This window comes from Methylobacterium sp. J-001 (assembly GCF_022829565.1).
GTDB lineage: Bacteria > Pseudomonadota > Alphaproteobacteria > Rhizobiales > Beijerinckiaceae > Methylobacterium.
The window spans coordinates 173,467-191,330 of sequence record NZ_JAKSYN010000227.1; the positions used below are offsets into that span (position 1 = coordinate 173,467).

General features: G+C 69.0%; 22 protein-coding genes, 1 tRNA gene and 1 riboswitch. Of the genes, 12 read left to right on the forward strand and 11 right to left on the reverse strand.

What is annotated here, in order from left to right:
• Window positions 1-81: 81 nt before the first annotated feature.
• Window positions 82-156 (reverse strand) — tRNA-Gly (locus tag MKK65_RS30385).
• 184 nt (window positions 157-340) lie between these two features.
• Window positions 341-676 carry a hypothetical protein gene (locus MKK65_RS30390; RefSeq protein WP_243961921.1) on the reverse strand — a complete coding sequence of 112 codons (336 nt, stop codon included), beginning with the start codon at window positions 674-676 and terminating at the stop codon, window positions 341-343.
• A gap of 257 nt (window positions 677-933) precedes the next feature.
• Between MKK65_RS30390 and MKK65_RS30395 the strand changes: the two genes are divergently transcribed.
• Window positions 934-1,467 (forward strand): TY-Chap domain-containing protein, encoded by a 534-nt coding sequence (locus tag MKK65_RS30395; RefSeq protein WP_243961922.1) that lies wholly within the window; start codon window positions 934-936, stop codon window positions 1,465-1,467.
• Window positions 1,468-1,489: 22 nt separating this feature from the next.
• Here the strand turns inward: MKK65_RS30395 and thiC are convergent, their stop codons facing one another.
• Window positions 1,490-3,376, reverse strand: a complete 1,887-nt coding sequence (gene thiC, locus MKK65_RS30400; RefSeq protein WP_243961923.1) for a phosphomethylpyrimidine synthase ThiC — start codon at window positions 3,374-3,376, stop codon at window positions 1,490-1,492.
• Window positions 3,377-3,446: 70 nt separating this feature from the next.
• Window positions 3,447-3,553: riboswitch (TPP riboswitch) on the reverse strand.
• Window positions 3,554-3,763: 210 nt separating this feature from the next.
• Between thiC and MKK65_RS30405 the strand changes: the two genes are divergently transcribed.
• The 5 genes from MKK65_RS30405 (at window position 3,764) to MKK65_RS30425 (ending at window position 6,912) form a co-directional block, all read left to right on the forward strand.
• A complete protein-coding gene (locus MKK65_RS30405) occupies window positions 3,764-4,045 on the forward strand; it encodes a DUF6516 family protein (RefSeq protein ID WP_243961926.1) in 282 nt (93 codons plus the stop codon).
• A gap of 2 nt (window positions 4,046-4,047) precedes the next feature.
• Window positions 4,048-4,392: a hypothetical protein gene (locus MKK65_RS30410; protein WP_058192635.1), complete on the forward strand. Its 345-nt coding sequence runs from the start codon at window positions 4,048-4,050 to the stop codon at window positions 4,390-4,392.
• A 116-nt stretch (window positions 4,393-4,508) separates the two neighbouring features.
• Window positions 4,509-5,348, forward strand: a complete 840-nt coding sequence (locus MKK65_RS30415; RefSeq protein WP_243961927.1) for an alpha/beta hydrolase — start codon at window positions 4,509-4,511, stop codon at window positions 5,346-5,348.
• A gap of 22 nt (window positions 5,349-5,370) precedes the next feature.
• Complete coding sequence (locus MKK65_RS30420) at window positions 5,371-5,745, forward strand: HNH endonuclease (RefSeq protein WP_243961929.1); 375 nt, start codon at window positions 5,371-5,373, stop codon at window positions 5,743-5,745.
• Between the two features lie 105 nt (window positions 5,746-5,850).
• Window positions 5,851-6,912 (forward strand): acyltransferase family protein, encoded by a 1,062-nt coding sequence (locus MKK65_RS30425; protein ID WP_243961930.1) that lies wholly within the window; start codon window positions 5,851-5,853, stop codon window positions 6,910-6,912.
• Between the two features lie 9 nt (window positions 6,913-6,921).
• Here MKK65_RS30425 and MKK65_RS30430 read toward each other — a convergent pair whose 3' ends face one another.
• Window positions 6,922-7,167, reverse strand: a complete 246-nt coding sequence (locus MKK65_RS30430; RefSeq protein ID WP_058192638.1) for a hypothetical protein — start codon at window positions 7,165-7,167, stop codon at window positions 6,922-6,924.
• A 106-nt stretch (window positions 7,168-7,273) separates the two neighbouring features.
• Entirely contained in the window at window positions 7,274-7,756 is a 483-nt protein-coding gene (locus MKK65_RS30435; protein WP_243961931.1) for a hypothetical protein, read from the reverse strand.
• Window positions 7,757-7,948: 192 nt separating this feature from the next.
• Between MKK65_RS30435 and MKK65_RS30440 the strand changes: the two genes are divergently transcribed.
• Both MKK65_RS30440 and MKK65_RS30445 read left to right on the forward strand, forming a co-directional pair.
• Window positions 7,949-8,323 (forward strand): hypothetical protein, encoded by a 375-nt coding sequence (locus MKK65_RS30440; protein ID WP_058192640.1) that lies wholly within the window; start codon window positions 7,949-7,951, stop codon window positions 8,321-8,323.
• A 142-nt stretch (window positions 8,324-8,465) separates the two neighbouring features.
• Window positions 8,466-10,646, forward strand: a complete 2,181-nt coding sequence (locus tag MKK65_RS30445) for a transglycosylase domain-containing protein (RefSeq protein ID WP_243961932.1) — start codon at window positions 8,466-8,468, stop codon at window positions 10,644-10,646.
• 11 nt (window positions 10,647-10,657) lie between these two features.
• Here the strand turns inward: MKK65_RS30445 and MKK65_RS30450 are convergent, their stop codons facing one another.
• Window positions 10,658-11,104 (reverse strand): DMT family transporter, encoded by a 447-nt coding sequence (locus MKK65_RS30450; RefSeq protein WP_243961934.1) that lies wholly within the window; start codon window positions 11,102-11,104, stop codon window positions 10,658-10,660.
• Window positions 11,105-11,203: 99 nt separating this feature from the next.
• Window positions 11,204-12,043, reverse strand: coding sequence for an aldo/keto reductase (locus MKK65_RS30455; RefSeq protein ID WP_243961935.1), 840 nt, complete (start codon window positions 12,041-12,043; stop codon window positions 11,204-11,206).
• A gap of 280 nt (window positions 12,044-12,323) precedes the next feature.
• Here MKK65_RS30455 and MKK65_RS30460 point away from each other — a divergent pair, with 280 nt between their 5' ends.
• Genes MKK65_RS30460 through MKK65_RS30470 form a run of 3 tightly spaced genes read left to right on the forward strand, consistent with a single transcriptional unit; the run spans window position 12,324 to window position 14,067 of the window.
• Window positions 12,324-13,394, forward strand: a complete 1,071-nt coding sequence (locus MKK65_RS30460) for an adenylate/guanylate cyclase domain-containing protein (protein WP_243961936.1) — start codon at window positions 12,324-12,326, stop codon at window positions 13,392-13,394.
• A complete protein-coding gene (locus MKK65_RS30465) occupies window positions 13,394-13,597 on the forward strand; it encodes a hypothetical protein (protein WP_058192645.1) in 204 nt (67 codons plus the stop codon). Before MKK65_RS30460 ends, MKK65_RS30465 begins: the two co-directional genes overlap by 1 nt.
• Complete coding sequence (locus tag MKK65_RS30470) at window positions 13,594-14,067, forward strand: YaiI/YqxD family protein (RefSeq protein ID WP_243961937.1); 474 nt, start codon at window positions 13,594-13,596, stop codon at window positions 14,065-14,067. Before MKK65_RS30465 ends, MKK65_RS30470 begins: the two co-directional genes overlap by 4 nt.
• Before the next feature lie 11 nt (window positions 14,068-14,078).
• On the opposite strand, the gene MKK65_RS30475 is transcribed toward MKK65_RS30470, so the two are convergent.
• Complete coding sequence (locus tag MKK65_RS30475) at window positions 14,079-14,642, reverse strand: cyclase dehydrase (protein WP_243961938.1); 564 nt, start codon at window positions 14,640-14,642, stop codon at window positions 14,079-14,081.
• The gene (locus MKK65_RS30480) at window positions 14,639-15,811 is read right to left on the reverse strand and encodes a zinc-dependent alcohol dehydrogenase (protein WP_243961939.1); all 1,173 of its coding nucleotides are present in this window, start codon (window positions 15,809-15,811) and stop codon (window positions 14,639-14,641) included. The genes MKK65_RS30475 and MKK65_RS30480 overlap by 4 nt, the downstream gene beginning before the upstream one ends.
• A gap of 637 nt (window positions 15,812-16,448) precedes the next feature.
• On the opposite strand from MKK65_RS30480, the gene MKK65_RS30485 reads away from it, so the two are divergent.
• Window positions 16,449-16,997 carry a formaldehyde-activating enzyme gene (locus MKK65_RS30485; RefSeq protein ID WP_058192649.1) on the forward strand — a complete coding sequence of 183 codons (549 nt, stop codon included), beginning with the start codon at window positions 16,449-16,451 and terminating at the stop codon, window positions 16,995-16,997.
• Window positions 16,998-17,201: 204 nt separating this feature from the next.
• Here the strand turns inward: MKK65_RS30485 and MKK65_RS30490 are convergent, their stop codons facing one another.
• Window positions 17,202-17,465: a BrnA antitoxin family protein gene (locus tag MKK65_RS30490; RefSeq protein WP_243961940.1), complete on the reverse strand. Its 264-nt coding sequence runs from the start codon at window positions 17,463-17,465 to the stop codon at window positions 17,202-17,204.
• A gap of 6 nt (window positions 17,466-17,471) precedes the next feature.
• Window positions 17,472-17,843, reverse strand: coding sequence for a hypothetical protein (locus MKK65_RS30495; protein WP_058192651.1), 372 nt, complete (start codon window positions 17,841-17,843; stop codon window positions 17,472-17,474).
• Window positions 17,844-17,864 lie beyond the last annotated feature (21 nt).

A 17,864-nucleotide genomic window follows, 5' to 3' on the forward strand; every position in this document is an offset into this window, starting at 1 on the left:
GTTGGGCCACGCGGTCGCCCTAACCCGCGAGCGCGACACGCTTCCGGGAAAAATCGGATCGACGAGTATGATGAACGGAATTGGAGCGGGCGATCGGGATCGAACCGACGACATTCAGCTTGGGAAGCTGACGTTCTACCACTGAACTACGCCCGCGGACACGAACGGTGCGGTGGTATCTGCGCCAGCGAGGCCGTGGCTTCGCTGGGGCTCCGTGCGCCCGTGTACGGGAGCGATCTAACAGCCGGGCGGCAACGGCGTCAAACGGCGTTTTCGGTATCGACGGGATCGCGGCGCCTGCGGGACGGGTGCGGTCGCCAAAAGGTCCGGGTGTGCGCGCTCAGGCGATCCGAGACAGATTGCCCGCGGCGGCGTGCGATTCGCGGGCGGCGTCGTAGGCTCGGTTGCGGAGGGCCGTCTCGCTCGGGAGCTGCTCCACCACGTTGCCCGAGTTCGGATCGACCACCTGGAACACGATCGCGCTGGTATCCGGATCCTGGATGTAGCGTGCCTTGTCGCCGGTTGGGGCGATGTCGAGCTTTACCGCCGGCTCCAGCGGTGGCGTTGCGGCCTGCGCCGGCGCGGTTTCCTGCGTGACGGCCGACGTCGCGGTCGCCGCGAGGGCGTCGAGACCCTGTGGCCCCGGCGTCGTCGCATTCAGCGGACGGATATCCATGGCTGATCTCCTACGATCCTGTGATTGGGGGATTCAGCGGATCTGCGGCCTAACAGCTCGTTAATGGCGCCCCCCAGCGCAGGGGATGGCCGAGCCGCGGCCGGACTCGCGATGAAGATCCTGTTACCTAAGACGCGCGAACTTACGATTCTTCTGGTCGCTCAGGTCGCTCAGGTCGCTCAGGTCGCGCTTCGCGAGGGGCGGGGGCTCACGACTGCCGCCGCACCACCGGCGGAGGCGTGCGTCGGGAGGCGCCCATGCGCCGGATCCGTATGGCGGCTGTGATCATGACCACAGCCCTCAGCGCCGCCGCTCCGGCCAGCCCGCAGGCGCGCCCAGGGCTGTCGCCGCGGGAGGCGTTTGTTCTGCAGCATCGCTGCGAGATCGTGGCGCGCCTTGAGAGGATCCATCGGCGCGGCCCGGTCGAAACGTCGCGCGACCGCTTCGTCGTCGTCGCGCTGCGCGATCGGCCGATGCATTACGTCCAGTGCATCTTCCAGCCCTTCGACACGGAGATGCTGTGCGAAGCCTCGTCGGGGGCGTACGGCAGCCCGGCCTTCGAGCTCGACGCGCAATCGCAGGCCGTGTTGCGCGCTCTCCATTACGTCCAGGAGGACCCCCGGACGAATTTTTCCCGCACGATCTTCCTCGGAGACCCTCCGAATCTCGGCATCGCCGCGGATCTGATGCTGGCCGCACTCTACGATGCCTACGGAGCGGAGCCGGATTCGGCGATCTCGATCACGGCGCCGCGCGGGGGCGGCGCCGGATGCGGCACGCCCACGTCCTGACCGGACGGGGCGTGCCGCGCGCTCACTCGGCGGCGTCGACGTAGAGCTTGCCGCCCTCGGCCAGAAATTCCTGCGACTTCGCCCGCATGCCGGCCTCGGCCTCCGCCTTGGACATCGCAGGCGCGGCGCCGATCACCGCGCCGGCTTCCTCCATGGCCAGAACCTCGGCGCGGAGATCCTGCGTGATCTTCATCGAGCAGAATTTTGGTCCGCACATCGAGCAGAAATGCGCGACCTTGTGGGCGTCCTTGGGCAGGGTCTCGTCGTGGTAGCGGCGGGCGGTGTCCGGATCGAGCCCCAGGTTGAACTGGTCCTCCCAGCGGAAGTCGAACCGGGCGCGGCTGAGCGCGTCGTCGCGCAGCTGGGCGGCCGGGTGGCCCTTGGCGAGATCGGCGGCATGGGCGGCGATCTTGTAGGTGATCACGCCGGTCTTCACGTCGTCCCGGTCGGGCAGGCCGAGATGCTCCTTCGGGGTGACGTAGCAGAGCATCGCGGTGCCGAACCAGCCGATCATGGCCGCGCCGATGCCCGAGGTGATGTGGTCGTAGCCCGGGGCGATGTCGGTGGTCAGCGGGCCGAGTGTGTAGAACGGCGCCTCGCCGCATTCCCGCAGCTGCTTCTCCATGTTGACCTTGATCTTGTGCATCGGCACGTGGCCGGGGCCCTCGATCATCACCTGGCAGCCCTTGTCCCAGGCCACCTTCGTGAGCTCGCCGAGCGTCTCCAGCTCGCCGAACTGGGCCGCGTCGTTGGCGTCGGCGATCGAGCCCGGGCGCAGGCCGTCGCCGAGCGAGAACGACACGTCGTAGGCCCGCATGATGTCGCAGATCTCGTCGAAATGCTCATACAGGAACGATTCCCGGTGCCCGGCGAGGCACCAGCGCGCCATGATCGAGCCGCCGCGCGAGACGATGCCGGTCACCCGCCGGGCGGTCAGCGGCACATGCGCCAGCCGCACGCCGGCATGGATGGTGAAGTAGTCGATGCCCTGCTCGGCCTGCTCGATCAGGGTGTCCTTGAACACCTCCCAATCGAGCTTGAGCGGGTCGCCGCCGACCTTCTCGAGCGCCTGGTAGATCGGCACGGTTCCGATCGGCACCGGGCTGTTGCGGATGATCCACGAGCGGATGTTGTGGATGTTGCGGCCGGTGGACAGGTCCATGACCGTGTCGGCGCCCCAGCGGATCGACCAGACGAGCTTCTCGACCTCTTCCGCCGCCGACGAGGTGACGGCCGAGTTGCCGATATTGGCGTTGATCTTGACCAGAAAATTCCGGCCGATCGCCATCGGCTCGAGCTCGGTGTGGTTGATGTTAGCCGGGATGATCGCCCGGCCGCGGGCGATCTCGTCGCGGACGAATTCGGGGGTGATGAACGGCGGCACCGAGGCGCCGAAGCTCTGGCCGTCGGCGAGCGTGGCCTCGGCACCCGCCAGCATCGCGTCGCGGCAGGCGTTTTCGCGGTGGGCGACGTAGATCATCTCCTCTGTGATGATCCCGGCCCGGGCGAACTCGTACTGCGTCACCATCTGGCCGGGGCCAGCCTTGCGGATCGTGCGGGCAGCCGGGCAGGGGGCCACGAGCTTGTCGCCGGCGAAGCCGTTATCCTCGGGCTTGACCGCGCGGGGCTCGACCGCGGTGTAGCCGCGTGCCGCGATCCAGGGCTCGCGCACGCCGGGCAGGCCGGCGGTGAGATCGATGCGCGCGTCGGTCTCGGTGTAGGGGCCCGACGGATCGTAGACCCGCACCGGCTCCTCTTTCGGATCGGACAGGACGATCTCGCGATAGGGCACGCGGATGTCCGACCGGCCGGCCGGGCTCGCATAGACCTTGCGCGATCCGGTGACCGGACCCGTGGTCACGGTCTCCGGGCTGCCTTTCACGTCCTTGGGGAGAACGGGTGCGTTCATCGTGGGCCTCTCCTCGTGTTGGAGCGCTCCGGACCACGCGATGGCTGAGATGAGATCCGGCCGCACGCATGCAGCCGCAGGTTCCCGTCCCTCCGCCGGTATGAGCCGGATCAGGTTCAAGGGTCAGGGCAGCGTGCCCAATCTCAGCCCCCTCGCAGGGCCCCCCTCGGAACGGTTCAAGACTCGGCCTCGGCAATGGGTTTGTCAATGCTGTGGTGCGGGGCGGGGCTGACAGGATCGCGCGGTTCGGCATGGTAGCGGGGCGGACCACCGCGCGGCTCGCCGCCGGGATCGGATCACCGCTGCCGGGATGTGGGAAAGCTCCTCTCCGAATGCCTGTTGGCACGCTTGCCAACGACCTGGTCCGTTGGCATTCTCGCCAACGTCATGGACGCCGCACTGCTGTTCAGGGAACGGATCGAGGTCACGGCCGATCGGTCGTTCGCCGAACTCGTCGTTTGGAGGGTGCTGTCTCCGGTTCGTGGAAGCGCCCACGGCTTCAAGTATCGGCTCGCTTTCGTGGTCGAGGGTGCTTGCGTGCTCCGCTACGACAACGAGGCCGGGAAGGGCGACCACAAGCATATCGGCGAGCGGGAAGTGCCTTACACCTTTACAAGCTCAGAGGCCCTGATGGCGGACTTCTGGGCCGATGTCGCATCCTGGAGATGACCATGAAGACCGTGACCATCGGTGTCTCCACCATCGAAGACAGCACTGTCCGGGCGCTGGCGGCTTTCCGCGGCGAGGAGCAGGGCGCCTTCATCTCGTTTCCGACGGTCGAGCGGTTGTGGACCGTCCTGACGCCCCGCCGCTGGGAGCTGATCCGGATTCTGGCCGGGCAGGAACCGATGTCGCTGCGGGCCGTGGCGCGCTTGCTGGATCGCGACGTCAAGAACACGCATGGCGACGTGCATGCGCTCCTGAACGCGGGCGTCCTGGATCGTACAGAGGACGGGCGGATCGTGTTTCCCTACGACACCGTGCATGTCGACTTCACGATCCGGAAGGCGGCTTGATGCACGGCCTGATTGAGCGCGCGCGATAGGATTGGGGCTGCCCGGCCACCAATCGGCCTCGCCTCCTCAGACGAGCGAAACGCAGCTATCAAGGTCTCTCAACCCAATCTTCAAAAATGCGCATCCTGCTCCTGGTGCTGGCCGGCGTGGTCCTGGTCTATCTGGCCGCGCTCGTGGCCCTCGCGGTGTTCCAGCGGCGGTTGATCTATCCGGGGGCGGCCTGGGCGGGTGAGCCGGCCCGCGACCGGTTCGCGCCGCCCGGGACCGAGGCGATCACCCTGACCACCGCGGATGGCGAGCGGCTCTTCGCCCTGTGGCGGCCGCCGCGTCCGGGCTGCGGGGTGGTGATCAGCTTCCACGGTAACGGCTCCCGGCCCCAGCCGCATGCCGCCCGCTTCGCTGCGGATCCGTGGCGCGGGGCCGGATGGGGCGTGCTGGCGCTGGCTTATCGCGGCTATCCCGGCTCGACGGGATCGCCGAGCGAGGACGGGCTGATCCGCGACGGGATGGCGGCGGTGGCGGCCACGATGGAACGCGCCCCGGGGGCGCCGATCCTGCTGCATGGGCATTCCCTGGGGGCCGCGGTGGCGGTGGCCATGGCCGGGCATATCGAGGCGATCGGGCTCTACCTGGAGGCACCGTTCGATTCGCTCACGCACGCCGTGCGGCTGCATGTCCCGCTGGCCCCGCCCTGGCTCCTGCGCGACACCTTCCGCTCGGACCTGCGCATCCGCGGCGGGACCGAGCCGGTCCTGATCGTTCAGGGCGCCGACGACCCGGTGGTGCCGGCGAAGCTCGCCCGGGCGCTGGCGGCGGCGGCGGGCCCCCGGGCGCGGTTCGAGCTGGTCCCGGGCGACCACGTCTCGATCGTCGGGATCCGGGACCGCGAGGCCGAGGCGGCGTTTCGCGGGCGCGTCGGGCCGGCCTGTCTCGCGGCGGACGGCGCTGTGCCCTGATCGGGATGGAAGGAGGGATCGCTTGGTCGGACGCCGCTCCTGGCGCTGGAACGCAGACGACCCGGATATGCCGGGCGCCGCCCCCCGGGCGGATCCGGTCTGCCCGCTCTGCGGACGGCCGATCCCGCCGCGCGCCCGCTCCAGCCGCCATCACCTCACCCCGAAGCTGAAGGGCGGGACCCATCAGGGCACGGTCCGCCTGCACCAGATCTGCCATTCGGCGATTCATGCCCGCTACAGCGAGGCCGAGATCGCCAAGCGGCTTGCCGATGTCGACGCCCTGCGGACCGATCCGGAGATTGCGCGCTTCCTGATTTGGATCCGTGGCAAGCCCGACGATTTCCACGCCGCCACCCGCATGACCCGCGACCGCCGGGCCGGGCGGCGCCGGGATTGAGCCGGCCGTTTACCCGGCGCTCAGCACGTCCGCAGGTTCCGCAGCCGGGCACGCATCCCCGCTAACCTTGCCGCTCCACACTCACCTCGATCGCGGAGTTGGACGATGGGCGGGGCAGGGGACGGGCGGCTGGCCTGGGTGGATGTCGCCAAGGGGATCTGCATCCTTTTGGTGGTGATGATGCATTCCGCCATCGGCACCGGCGTCGCGATGGGCGGGGAGGGGTTCCTCCACCCGGTGGTGGCCTTCGCAAAGCCGTTTCGGATCCCGGATTTCTTCCTCTTGTCCGGCCTGTTCCTGGGCCGGGTCATCGACCGCGACTGGCGCCTGTTTGCCGACCGCCGGGTGGTGCATTTCGCGTATTTCTACCTGCTCTGGCTCGTGATCCAGTCGGCGGCCCGCTACGGCAGCATCGTCGGCGATTCCGGGCCCGGGGCGTTCGCCGCCCATCTCGCCCATGCGCTGGTCGAGCCGTATTCCAGCCTGTGGTTCGTCTACCTGCTGGCGGTGTTTTCCGTGGTGACCAAGGCCCTGCGCCGATGCCCGGCCGGAATGCTGCTCGCCGGCGCCGCCCTGCTGCAGATCGCCGACATCCGCAGCGATGCGACTTTGATCGAGGAGTTCTGCGGCCGCTACGTCTACTTCGTGGCGGGCTACCTGTTCGCGGGTCGGATCTTCGCTCTGGCCGATGGGGCGCGCCGGCATGCCGGCCTCGCGCTCTGCGGTCTCGTCGCCTGGGCCGCCGTGGAAGGCTGGCTCGCCCTGACCCAGACCGGCAGCTCGGTCTACCCGACGCTCGCCAGCCTGCCGCTGGTCAGCCTCGCCCTCGGGGCGGCCGGCGCCCTGGCGATCGTGGTCATGGCCGCCCTGATCGAGCGGGCGGGCGGCGGCGTGGCCGAGGGCCTGCGGACCTGTGGCCGGCGCTCGATCGTCATCTATCTCGCCTTCTCGCTGCCGATGGCCGCGACCCGCGAAATCCTGGTCCGCACCGAGCTTGTCACGGATATCGGCCTCGCCGGTCTGATCGTGATGGCTGCCGCCCTGCTGCTGCCGCTGGCGCTGGAACGAATGGTGCGGGACACGCCGCTCAAGCTGCTGTTCGTGCGCCCTCAGAAGTTCCGGCTGGTGGCCGGGCCACGCCCGCGCTCGACCCTGGCGGCGACGTGACGAAGGACGTCAGCCCTCGAAGGCGACGCCGATCCGGCGGCTCTTCCGCCACGCCACTGCGGCTGGTCGCGGATCGGCCCCGTCCGTGAGGCGGATTGGGAAGCGGTCCGGTACCGCTTGATCGCCCTCGACCTCGATCTGGGCGCCCGTCTCGGTCGCGTCCCAGACCAGGCAGCTGACCTCGCCGCAGGCGAGCAGCAACGTGCCGAACGTGAAGGCATTCTTCCGGAATGCCCCGCGGCGATCCTCCGTCATCGCAATCTCCACCCGGCTCGCGACGCCACGGCTCGCAGATTGGACGATGCCGGAGGGTGGTTAACAGCCCGGATATGGGGGTGCGACTGGTATCACCCTCGAACGATCAATATTCGTCCCGGTCGTCCCGATAGCTGCGCCGCGGCGGGGCGTCGTAATCGTCGTCGTAGGACCGGCGCGGCCGCGGGCGGTCGTAATCGCGGCCGTAGCGGTACTCGTCGCGCTCGCGGTAATCGTCACGTCGGCGGTCGTCGTAATCGTCGTTTCGGTCCCGGGGGGCGATTCCGCCGCCGCGGGTCTCGCTCAGGCGCGGCGCGTACCAGCAGCTCTTCGGCTGGCCAGGGGCGGGATCGCCGAAGGTCTGGCTGTTGCAGGGGACCATCCCGCCCTGCGGAAAGGGGCGACCGTTGGTTTTGCCGGGCACGCCGTAATAGACGTTCGTGGGGTAGGGCATCCGGCAGACGCCGCCATCCTGGGCGCAGGCGACCAGGTTCACCGTGTCGAGTTGCTCGACCCGCGCCGAGGCCGGCCCGACCTGAATTGAACCAAGCAAGAGGCCCCCCAGGGCCACGGCAATCCTGCAACGCACGTCGTCGATCCCTCTCTCGCCGATGATCGCGGCCTCGATATCGCGGCGCGGTGGCTTCCGGCTAGGGCTCAGCCCCGGTATGGCGAACCCGTGATGGTCTGCACGCGGTCGCAGGCCGGGACCGACGTTTGTGTGACAGGGATCGGGCGCGTGCCGGGTTGTCCACCGGGATTGGCGCGCCGGGAGGAATCCATGCGGGATGCGTCGGCGCAGGAGCTCATGATCCTCAGCGCGCTGCAGGAATGCCGGCTCCAGCTCGAGACCGCGCGTCGGGACGAGGCGAGCCGGGCTGTCGTGCGCCTCGAACTCGATGCGGCCCTGAAACGCGAGGCCATGCTGAAGGCGGAGATCGTGGAGGAGCGCGAGCGCACCGAGGCGGTGCGGACCGTCCTGCTGGCGCTGAATGCCAGCATCGGCCGGTTCGGCCTGCGCCGGCGCCTGTTCAAATCGCGCATCGCCCGGCTCGGCCGCGAGACCCCCGATTCCGGACCCCAATCGGTCCGGCATCCGGTTCTGCTCGCCGAGGCGCGGCGGGTGCTGGGCCAGGATCCGACAGCCACGGGTTGAGGCCCTGGCCCATCCGTCCACCCGGTTCGGGTGCTGAATGGAACGCTAACGACCCCTTAAACCGCCGCATTTAGCGTGCGGAAACGCGGTTGCACCGCAACGCACGCGCGCGTCGGTGTCGGATCGTTCGAAGACGGGATGCATGGCCAAGGGTCGGGGCAGGATGGAGCCGAATTTCGACGTGCCGGAAGGGCGCGTCCGGGATCGCGGCGAACTCGACCTGCGCCTGTCTCGGGACGACCGGGCCGGGACAGGAGAACGTGTGGGCAAGCGAGCGGACGAGACGGCGCGGCCCCCGGCCAAGACGACGGCACGCCGGACCCAGAAAAAGTCCGGCCGGCGTCGGCGGTCGTGGCTCGGCCGGATCGTCTACGGCACCGTTGTGCTCGGCCTGTGGGCGGTGATCGGCATCGCCGGCCTCATCGCCTACCACGCCTCGCAGCTGCCGCCGATCGACCAACTCGCGGTGCCCAAGCGTCCGCCCAACATCGCCATCCTGGCGAGCGACGGCTCGCTCCTAGCCAACCGGGGCGAGACCGGCGGCCGGGTGGTCTCGATCAAGGAGCTGCCGCCCTATCTGCCCCGCGCCTTCGTGGCGATCGAGGACCGGCGCTTCTACCAGCATTTCGGCGTCGACCCGGTGGGCATCCTCCGGGCGATCGGCCAGAACCTGACCCGGCGCGGCGTCGCGCAGGGCGGCTCGACGCTCACCCAGCAGCTCGCCAAGAATCTGTTCCTGACGCCTGAGCGCTCCGCCTCGCGCAAGATCCAAGAGGCGATCCTCGCCCTCTGGCTGGAGCACAAGTACAGCAAGGACGAGATCCTCGAACTGTACCTGAACCGCGTCTATTTCGGCGCCGGCGCCTACGGCGTCGAGGCCGCCGCGCAACGCTATTTCGGCAAGCCCGCCAAGGAGGTGTCGCTGGCCCAGGCGGCGATGCTCGGCGGCCTCGTTCAGGCGCCCTCGCGGCTCGCCCCCAACCGCAACCTACCCGCCGCCCAGGCCCGGGCCGCGCAGGTGCTGGCCGCCATGCAGGAGCTCGGCTTCGTCCCGGCGCAGGACGCCAAGGTGGCGCTCGCCCAGCCGGCCCGGCCCGCCAACGCCCGTGGCGGCGGCTCGGCCAACTATGTCGCCGACCTCGTAATGGACGTGCTCGACGATTACGTCGGCAAGTTCGACACCGACATCACGGTCCAGACCACCGTCGACACCGGCCTGCAGGGGCTCGCCGAGAAGGCGCTCACCGACGAGCTGAACGCCAAGGGCGCGCGGTTCAACGTCGGCCAGGGTGCGCTCGTCTCGATGCGGCCCGACGGGGCGATCCGCGCGCTGATCGGCGGGCGCGATTACGCGCAGAGCCAGTTCAACCGGGCGACCACGGCCAAGCGCCAGCCCGGCTCCTCGTTCAAGCCGTTCGTCTACCTCGCCGCCGTGGAGCACGGGGCGACGCCCGAGACGGTCAAGGACGACGCGCCGATCCGGATCGGCACCTGGGCGCCCGAGAACTACTCGCACCGCTACGAGGGCCCGGTCACCCTGCGCATGGCGCTGGCGCATTCGCTCAACACGGTGGCGGTGCGGCTCGGCCAGGAGGTCGGACCGAAGACCGTGGTTCAGACGGCCCAGCGCCTCGGCATCACCTCGCCGCTCCAGGCCAACGGCTCGATCGCGCTCGGCACCTCCGAGGTGACCCTGCTGGAGATGGTCGGCGCCTACGGGGCCTTCGCCAATGGCGGCACCGGGGTGATCCCCTACGTGGTCACCTCCGTGAAGAGCGCCGCCGGCAAGGTGCTGTACAAGCGCTCCGATAACGGCCTCGGCCGGGTCATCGATGCCAATGCCGACGGCATGATGAACGCCATGATGCACGAGACCTTCGTCTCCGGCACCGCCAAGAAGGCCGACATCCCGGGCTGGGAGCTCGCGGGCAAGACCGGCACCACCCAGGATTTCCGCGACGCCTGGTTCATCGGCTATTCGGGCACCCTCGTCACCGGGATCTGGCTCGGCAACGACGATGGCGAGCTGACCAAGAAGGTCACCGGCGGCAACCTGCCGGCGGAGATCTGGAAGACCTACATGACCCAGGCGCTGAAGGGTCAGAACCCGGTGCCGCTGCCGGGCCTGAACCGCTGGCGCAAGCCGCCGCCCGAGACCACCGCCTCGGTGGCGAGCGCGGCGCCGAGCGCCCCGACGGACATCCTAGGCCAGATCTTCGGCGATCCGGCCGCCCAGGCGCCCCGCCAGCAGGCCCCGGCGCGCCGAGCGCCTGCCAAGGACGATCGCAACTTCGTCGAGAAGCTGTTCGGGATCGGGGAGTAAGCCGGTCCGGCTCAGCGCCGGATCAGGACGACGCCGCCGATCAGGAGCGCGACGCCGAGCGCGCGGGGCAGGTCGATCGGCCTTTGGGTCAAGCCGAGCCAGCCGTAATGGTCGAAGGTCACCGACGCCAGCATCTGGCCGGTGACGAGGAGCGCCAGGAAGGTTCCGGCCCCGAGCTGCGGGACGAGCACGATCCCGAGGCCGATGAAGATCGCCCCGAACATCCCGCCGCTCCACGCCCACCAGGGGATCCGCGCCAGCACCCCGGCGGACGGGATCGGGTCGCGGGCCACGAGGGCGAAGACGACCATGCAGGCCACCCCGGCCGTGAAGCTCACGACGCCCGACAACGCCGACGAGTTGAGGGCCGTGCGCAGATTGGCGTTCAGCGCCTGCTGGATGACGATACTGACGCCCGCCGCGAGGGCGAGCGCCGCGGGGAGGAGGAGCTTCAGCATGAGGGGCGCGTGCTTCCGGATGGTGCTGGCATTACGCCCGCCGTATCGCGTTCCGCGACCTTCGCCACAACGTCTAACGATGCCGGCTCCGTCCGTCCCTCATAGCATCGGCAGCATCCGCGGACGCGGCCCCCGGGGGAAATGCGCGTCGATCATGGCGAGTTCGGCCGGGCCGAGATGCAGGTCGGCCGCGCCGGCATTCTCGATCGCCCGGGCGGGGCGGCCTGTCTTGGGGATCGTGAAGGTGCCGGGCAGGCGCGTCAGGAAAGCCAGGGCCACCGCGTAGGGGGTGGTGCCGTGGGTGCGGGCGATGCCGTCGAGGACGCGGCCGCCGGCGCTGGCCGGGTCGGGGAAATCGCCGCTGCCGAACGGCGAATAGCCGACCATCGCGACCCCGTGCTTCTCGCACCAGGGCAGCACCGCGTGCTCGATCGCCCGCTCGTTGAGATGGTAGAGGACTTGGTTGCAGGCGATCCGGTCCGGACCGGCGATGGCCAGCACCCGGTCGAGGTCGTCGACGTCGAAGTTGCTCAGTCCCCAGGACAGGATCTTGCCGTCCCGGCGCAGGTCCTCGAACCCCGCGATCGTCTCGGCGAGGGGATGCTGGCCGGGCCAGTGCAGAAGGTAGCTGTCGAGCCGGTCGGTCCTGAGCCGGCGGAGGGAGGCCTCGCAGGCCCGCACGACGCCCCGGCGGGTGGCGTTGCCCGGGACCACCTTCGAGACGAGGAACACCTCCTCGCGGCCATCCGCGATGGCCTCGGCCACGATCGCCTCGGCGTCGCCGTACATCTCGGCGGTATCGATATGGGTCATGCCGGCATCGATGCCGGCCCGCAGGGCGCGCACGGCGTCGGCCCGGTCCGAGCCGTCGATGTGCCACGTGCCCTGGCCGATCACCGGCACCGAAACGCGCGTCGCCCCGAAGCTCCTGGCGTACATGGCAGCGCTCCCTTCCTCGCCGCGATGGCTTTTTATGTCTCGGCCGGCATGCGGATCCGAGCCCACCCGGCCTCCGCAGGGGCAGGAGGGCGCCGCCATCCGCAGGGCCGAACGTCCGCCGCGCCTTACTCGCGCCATCTTGGGGGAATGAGCAATGGGTCGTCGCCGCTCCGGTGCGAAACTTTAGTCCAGTGTCTCACGCCGCGCTCAACGAGGCCGCCAGGGGGCCTGCCAAGCCTGGGCCGCGGTGGACCGCGCCGGCCCTGTGGGAGACGCGCTGATGCTGCCGGCCCACCGGGTGTTTTGGGGTCTGATCCTGCTCGCCGCTGCCGGCGCGGGGTTGCTCTACAACGTCATCTTCGCGGATGCCGCCGCGCCGCTCGCCGGCTTGACCTACGGGCTGTGCATGGGCGCCACGGTGCTGGCCTTCGACCGCGGGCTGATCCTGGCGGGGCTGCAAGCGCGGATCCGGCGGCTGCCGGCCTGGCTCTACGTCATCGCGGCGGAACTCGCCTACGTGCTGATGATTGTCGCGGGCAACGCGCTGGGCGGCCTGATCGTCTGGAGCCTCGGCCTCACCGGCGACGAACTCGCCGTCGCGACGCGGATGACCGCCCGGGTCCTCGCCTACGCCCTGGCGGTGGCCGGCCTCCTCGTCTTCGTGATCCGGATGCGCGACCTCGTCGGAGGCGAGATCTTCGTGAACTTCATGATCGGCCGCTATCACAAGCCGGTCGCGGAGGAGCGGATCTTCCTGTTCCTCGACGTCGTCGGGTCGACCGCCTTCGCGGAGACCCATGGCGACCTGCGAGCCCAGGAATATCTCAGCGCGGTCTTCGCCACCCTGGCCGAGCCGGTGCGCCGCAACGGCGGCTCGGTGGACGACTATATCGGCGACCTCGCCATGATCACTTGGCCGATGAGCCGTGGCCTGAAGGATGCCCGCTGCGTCACCTGCGTATTCGACGTCATCGACCGGATCGAGGCCGACGTGGCCGCCTGGACCGCCCGGTTCGGCACGGTGCCGAAGCTGCGCGCCGCGCTCCATGGCGGCTCGGTGGTCACCGCGGAAGTCGGCGTCGACCGCCACAAGATCGCGTATTTCGGGGATGCCGTGAACGTCACCTCGCGGATCGAGGCCCTGTGCCGCCCGCTGGGCGTCGGCATCCTGATCTCGCAGGATCTGCTGAGCCGTCTGCCGCGCCTGCCACAGGGCGTGCGGGCGCGCTCGCTGGGGGCGCATGCGCTGCGCGGCCGTGGCGCGCCACTCGCTGTGGCGACGCTGGAGCGCGGCGCCGCCGATACCGGGATCGCCGACGAGCCGGTTCCCCGTCGGGTCGCGGCGCGCTGATGGCCTCCACCGAAACCGGCCCCTGGACCGTTTTGCTGGTCGTCAAGCTGGCGTTGCGTTTCGGGCTGCCCCTGATCGGCCTGTTCGTGATCGGACGCGCGGTCGTTCACTCGATCGGCGGCGATATCCAGCGCTGGCAGTTCGCCCTCGGGGCACTGCTGATCCTGGCGGGCTTCGTCTCCAAGCTGGTGCCCCGGCGATGAGCGCTGAGGAGACCCGGCCACCGATCTACCTCGATGCCGATGCCTGCCCGGTGAAGGACGAGACCTATCGGGTCGCCGCGCGCTACGGCCTCACGGTCAACGTCGTGGCCAACAGCGTGCTGAACCTGCCGCGGGAACCCTGGATCGTGCGCGTCGTGGTCGGCGCGGCGCTGGACGCCGCCGATGACTGGATCGCCGAGCGCGCCGGCCGCGGCAGCATCGTGCTCACCGCCGACGTGCCGCTCGCCGCCCGCTGCGTGAAGGCGGGCGCCACCGTACTGGCCTTCACCGGCAAGCCGTTCAGCGAAGCCTCGATCGGCATGACGCTGGCGACCCGCGACCTGATGCAGTCCCTGCGGGAGGCTGGCACGATCACGGGCGGCCCGCCGCCCTTCTCCCGGGCCGATCGCTCGTCGTTCCTCTCAGGGCTGGACCGGGCGGTGAACCGGATCCTGCGCGAGCGTCCCTAGACCGGGGGGATCTACATCCTGTCGGGCTGCCAAGAGCGCAGCGGCTCGGGGATGCGAAAATCGGCCGGTGGCTCGAAGTCGGAGGCTGCCCCCCGCATGGTCCGCGCGGGCCGGGGGAAGCCGCTTCGAGTGCTGTAATCGAAGGCTCCCGGGGGCGAGAGGCGCTTCTGGCCGATCAACCCCTGCGCGCAGATCACGTCGAGAACCGTCACGCCCGCCACCGCGGCTGTGGCGGCGGCGAGGTTGGTCTTCTTCGGGTTGTCGTCCTCGAAGCCGGTAGCCAGCGTCGCGAGGTCGATGACATCGCCACCGACCCGGCCGAGGATCCAGGGCGTCGGGTCGTGGCTCGTGAGGATCGCGACGCCTGTTGCTACCTCGCGGATGCCGTAGGCCTGGATCAGCGTCTCGCGGCCGCGGAGACCGAGCGCTCGGCACAGACCGCGCGCCGCCGTCAATTCCAGGAATCCCAGGCCGATCGAGAACCAGCCGAGACTCCGGGCCAGTTCGTCGTGCCGTGTCGCGGCGCCTCCGCCCGGAGCGCCGCGGGGTGCGAGCGGTTGCTGTCTGGTGCTCATGGCCGGATCACCACCTTGATGCAGCCGTCCTGCTTGTCCCGGAAGACCCGGTACATCTCCGGCCCGTCCTCGAGTCCGATGGTATGGGTGATGACGAAGGACGGGTCGATCTGCCCGTCCTCGATCCGCCGCAGCAGGTCGCGGGTCCAGCGGTTGACGTGCGTCTGACCCGTGCGGACGGTCAGACCCTTGTTCATCAGCGCGCCGATCGGGAACTTGTCGATCAAGCCGCCATACACGCCAGGCACCGAGAGCACGCCCGCCGGCCGGCAGACCATGATCATCTGGCGCAGCACGTGGGCGCGGTCTGTTTCCAGCAGCATCGCCTGCTTGGCGCGATCGTAGACGGCATCGACGGCCCCCATCGCATGCGCTTCGAGCCCGACTGCGTCGATGCACTTCTCCGGGCCCTTGCCGTCCGTCATGTCGTTCAGGCGGCCGACGATGTTGGATTCCGTGTTGTAGTCGATCACCTCGGCCCCGCCGGCCTCGGCCATCTGCAGGCGCTCGGGGACCCGGTCGATGGCGATCACGCGCTTCGCGCCGAGCAGCAGCGACGAGCGGATCGCCATCTGGCCGACGGCGCCGCAGCCCCAGATCGCCACCGTGTCGGTGGGTTGGATGTCGCATTGGACCGCGCCCTGCCAGCCGGTCGGGAACACGTCCGACAGGAACAGAAGTTTTTCGTCGGAGATGCCGTCGGGCACCTTGACGTGGGTCGAGTCCGCGAACGGTACGCGGAGATACTCGGCCTGACCGCCGGCATAGCCCCCGGTCAGGTGGGTATAGCCGAACAGGCCCGCGGTGGTGTGCCCGAACGCGGTATCGCCGAGCGCCTTGTTGCGGTTGGATCGCTCGCAGACCGAGAAATTGCCGCGCCGGCACTGCTCGCACTGGCCGCAGGTGATGGTGAACGGCACGACGATCCGGTCGCCGACCTTGAGCGCCGTGTTGTCCTTGCCGACCTCCACGACCTCGCCCATCGCCTCGTGGCCGAGGATGTCGCCGGACTTCATGCCGGGCATGAAGTGATCGTAAAGATGCAGGTCCGAGCCGCAGATCGCGCAGCTCGTGACCTTGATGATGGCATCGCGGCCTTCCTCGATCACAGGATCCGGGACGGTGTCGCAGCGGACGTCCCGGGTGCCGTGCCAGACGAGTGCCTTCATGGGCGTAACCTCTCGGCTGCCATTCCACGAATGGTTGTCTTGATACCAACCGACGCTCGCGAGGATTGTTCTGTCGCTACGGCAGAACAGCGCTCCGCGTCCGGGGTACGCACCGGTCTCGAAGCACCGCGGGCTCAGCCGATCTGCTCGGACTGGGCCGCGCTGGCCGGTCGTGCCGGACCCAGCACGGGCTCCTGGCCCATCGGCCGGTTCTGGACGATGCAGTATTGGCCCTCGTCGTCGAGAGACGAACCTTCGGTGCAGCGGCCAAGACACCGATCATCGACCGCTCGGTGTCACGACCTCTTGGTCCCCGCGGAGGGTCTACCCGGCAGCTCGGATAAGACATTCCGACGTTCCATCATCATCGGAATGGCCGCCGCTTGGTTGGGGCTGGTCCCCCGGGATCGCCCTTCGCTTGGTGACACGCCGCTACGCGGGCCCGCGCAGCGTGTGCATAGGAGCGCAGGGCACGATGATGAGGCGCCGCCCGGTGACCGCCCCCGTGTTAGAGGACGCGGCGCTGGCCGGGGGCGTCACGGAACACGTTGCGCGAACCCAAGGCGATCATCCAGTCGATACCCATGCTTGCGGGCCGCGTCGACCTTCCGGTGCCGCCCTTCAGGAGCTTACCGTTATGAGTGAACGTATCATCCTCCGCGCCGGCGAAGCCCTTGTGGCGGGTGGCCCACCCAACACGGCATCCGAGCCGGAGGTCATCATCGGTGAGCTCGACGGGCCCGTTGGTACCGCGATCGCGACGCTGACCGGCGACCAGGTTGTCGGTCACAGCCGCGTCTTCGCGCTGCTCAACACCGACATCATGGTCCGCCCGGTGACGCTGTGTGTCTCCAAGGTCAGCGTGACCGAGAGCAAGTACACGTCGATTCTCATGGGCACGGTGCAGTTCGCCATCGCCAACGGCGTCCTCGATGCCGTACGGGCGGGCTACATCCCCAAGGAAAAGGCCAACGACCTCGGCATCATCTGCTCGGTGTGGCTCAGCCCGGGCGTGATCCAGGCCGAGACGGTCGACCACAAGGCGCTGTTCGAGATCCAGCGGAAGGGCATGACCGAAGCAATCCGCAAGGCCATGACCAATGAGCCGTCGATCGATTGGCTGTTGGAGAACCAAGACAAGATCGTGCACAAATATTACACGATGGGTCTTGAAGGTAAGATCTGATCCAGGGACTTAGCATTCATATGCAAACGGCCCGTGCCATAGCGCGGGCCGTCACGCTTGTCCTTTGCGAACAGACGTGGGGCGGAGCCGCGATGCGTTTCCCCACCACGCGGATCCCAGTTCGGCGAAAGCCGGCGCGTCGACCGAGGCGGCGGCACTGAGCGCGTCGTGGACGATGGGGACTGGAACCCGGCTAAGCCGGCCTCAATCCTCTGACGCAGGTACCAGCGCCTTCAGCGCGTCGTTGACGCGGTCCTGCCAGCCCGGCCCATCCTTCTGGAAATGGGCCAGCACGGCGCTGTCGAGACGCAGCGTGACCATCTCCCGTGCACCTGGAACCGCACTCGGGCGCGGCGGCGCTGGCGCTACCGGTGCGGCGGCGGGCTTGGCAGTCGTGGCGGCTTTGAAAGCCGCCTCGGCTGCCGTGCGCGGATCGGTGAATCGGCGGCGGTTGCGATCGTCGGCCATCGGCCCTCAGTCCTTCGCGGCAGCTTTCTTGGGCGCCGCCTTCTTGGCGGTCCCCTTGCCGGCACTCTTGGCCGCGGCCTTGGCGGCCTTCTCGGCTGCCTTGGCCTGCGCGTCTGCAGCCTTGGTCTGGGCCTCCGCGGCCTTGGTCTCGGCCTCGGCGGCTTCCTTGGCCAGGCGCAGGGAGCGGAGCTTCAGCGTGCGCTCGTCAATCGCCTTGATCGAGGCGTGATGCTCGGCCATCGCCTGCGCGCCCTCGCGGGCCATGCGCTCGGCGCGTTCCGCCCGCTCGGCGCGGTTGTCGGCCCGGGTCTTGGCTTCCGCTTCCGCGTCGCGGATATCCTCGGCCTCGTCGAGGTCGGTTTCAGTCTCGTCGCTCATCCTGTGCCTTTCGCCCCGGCC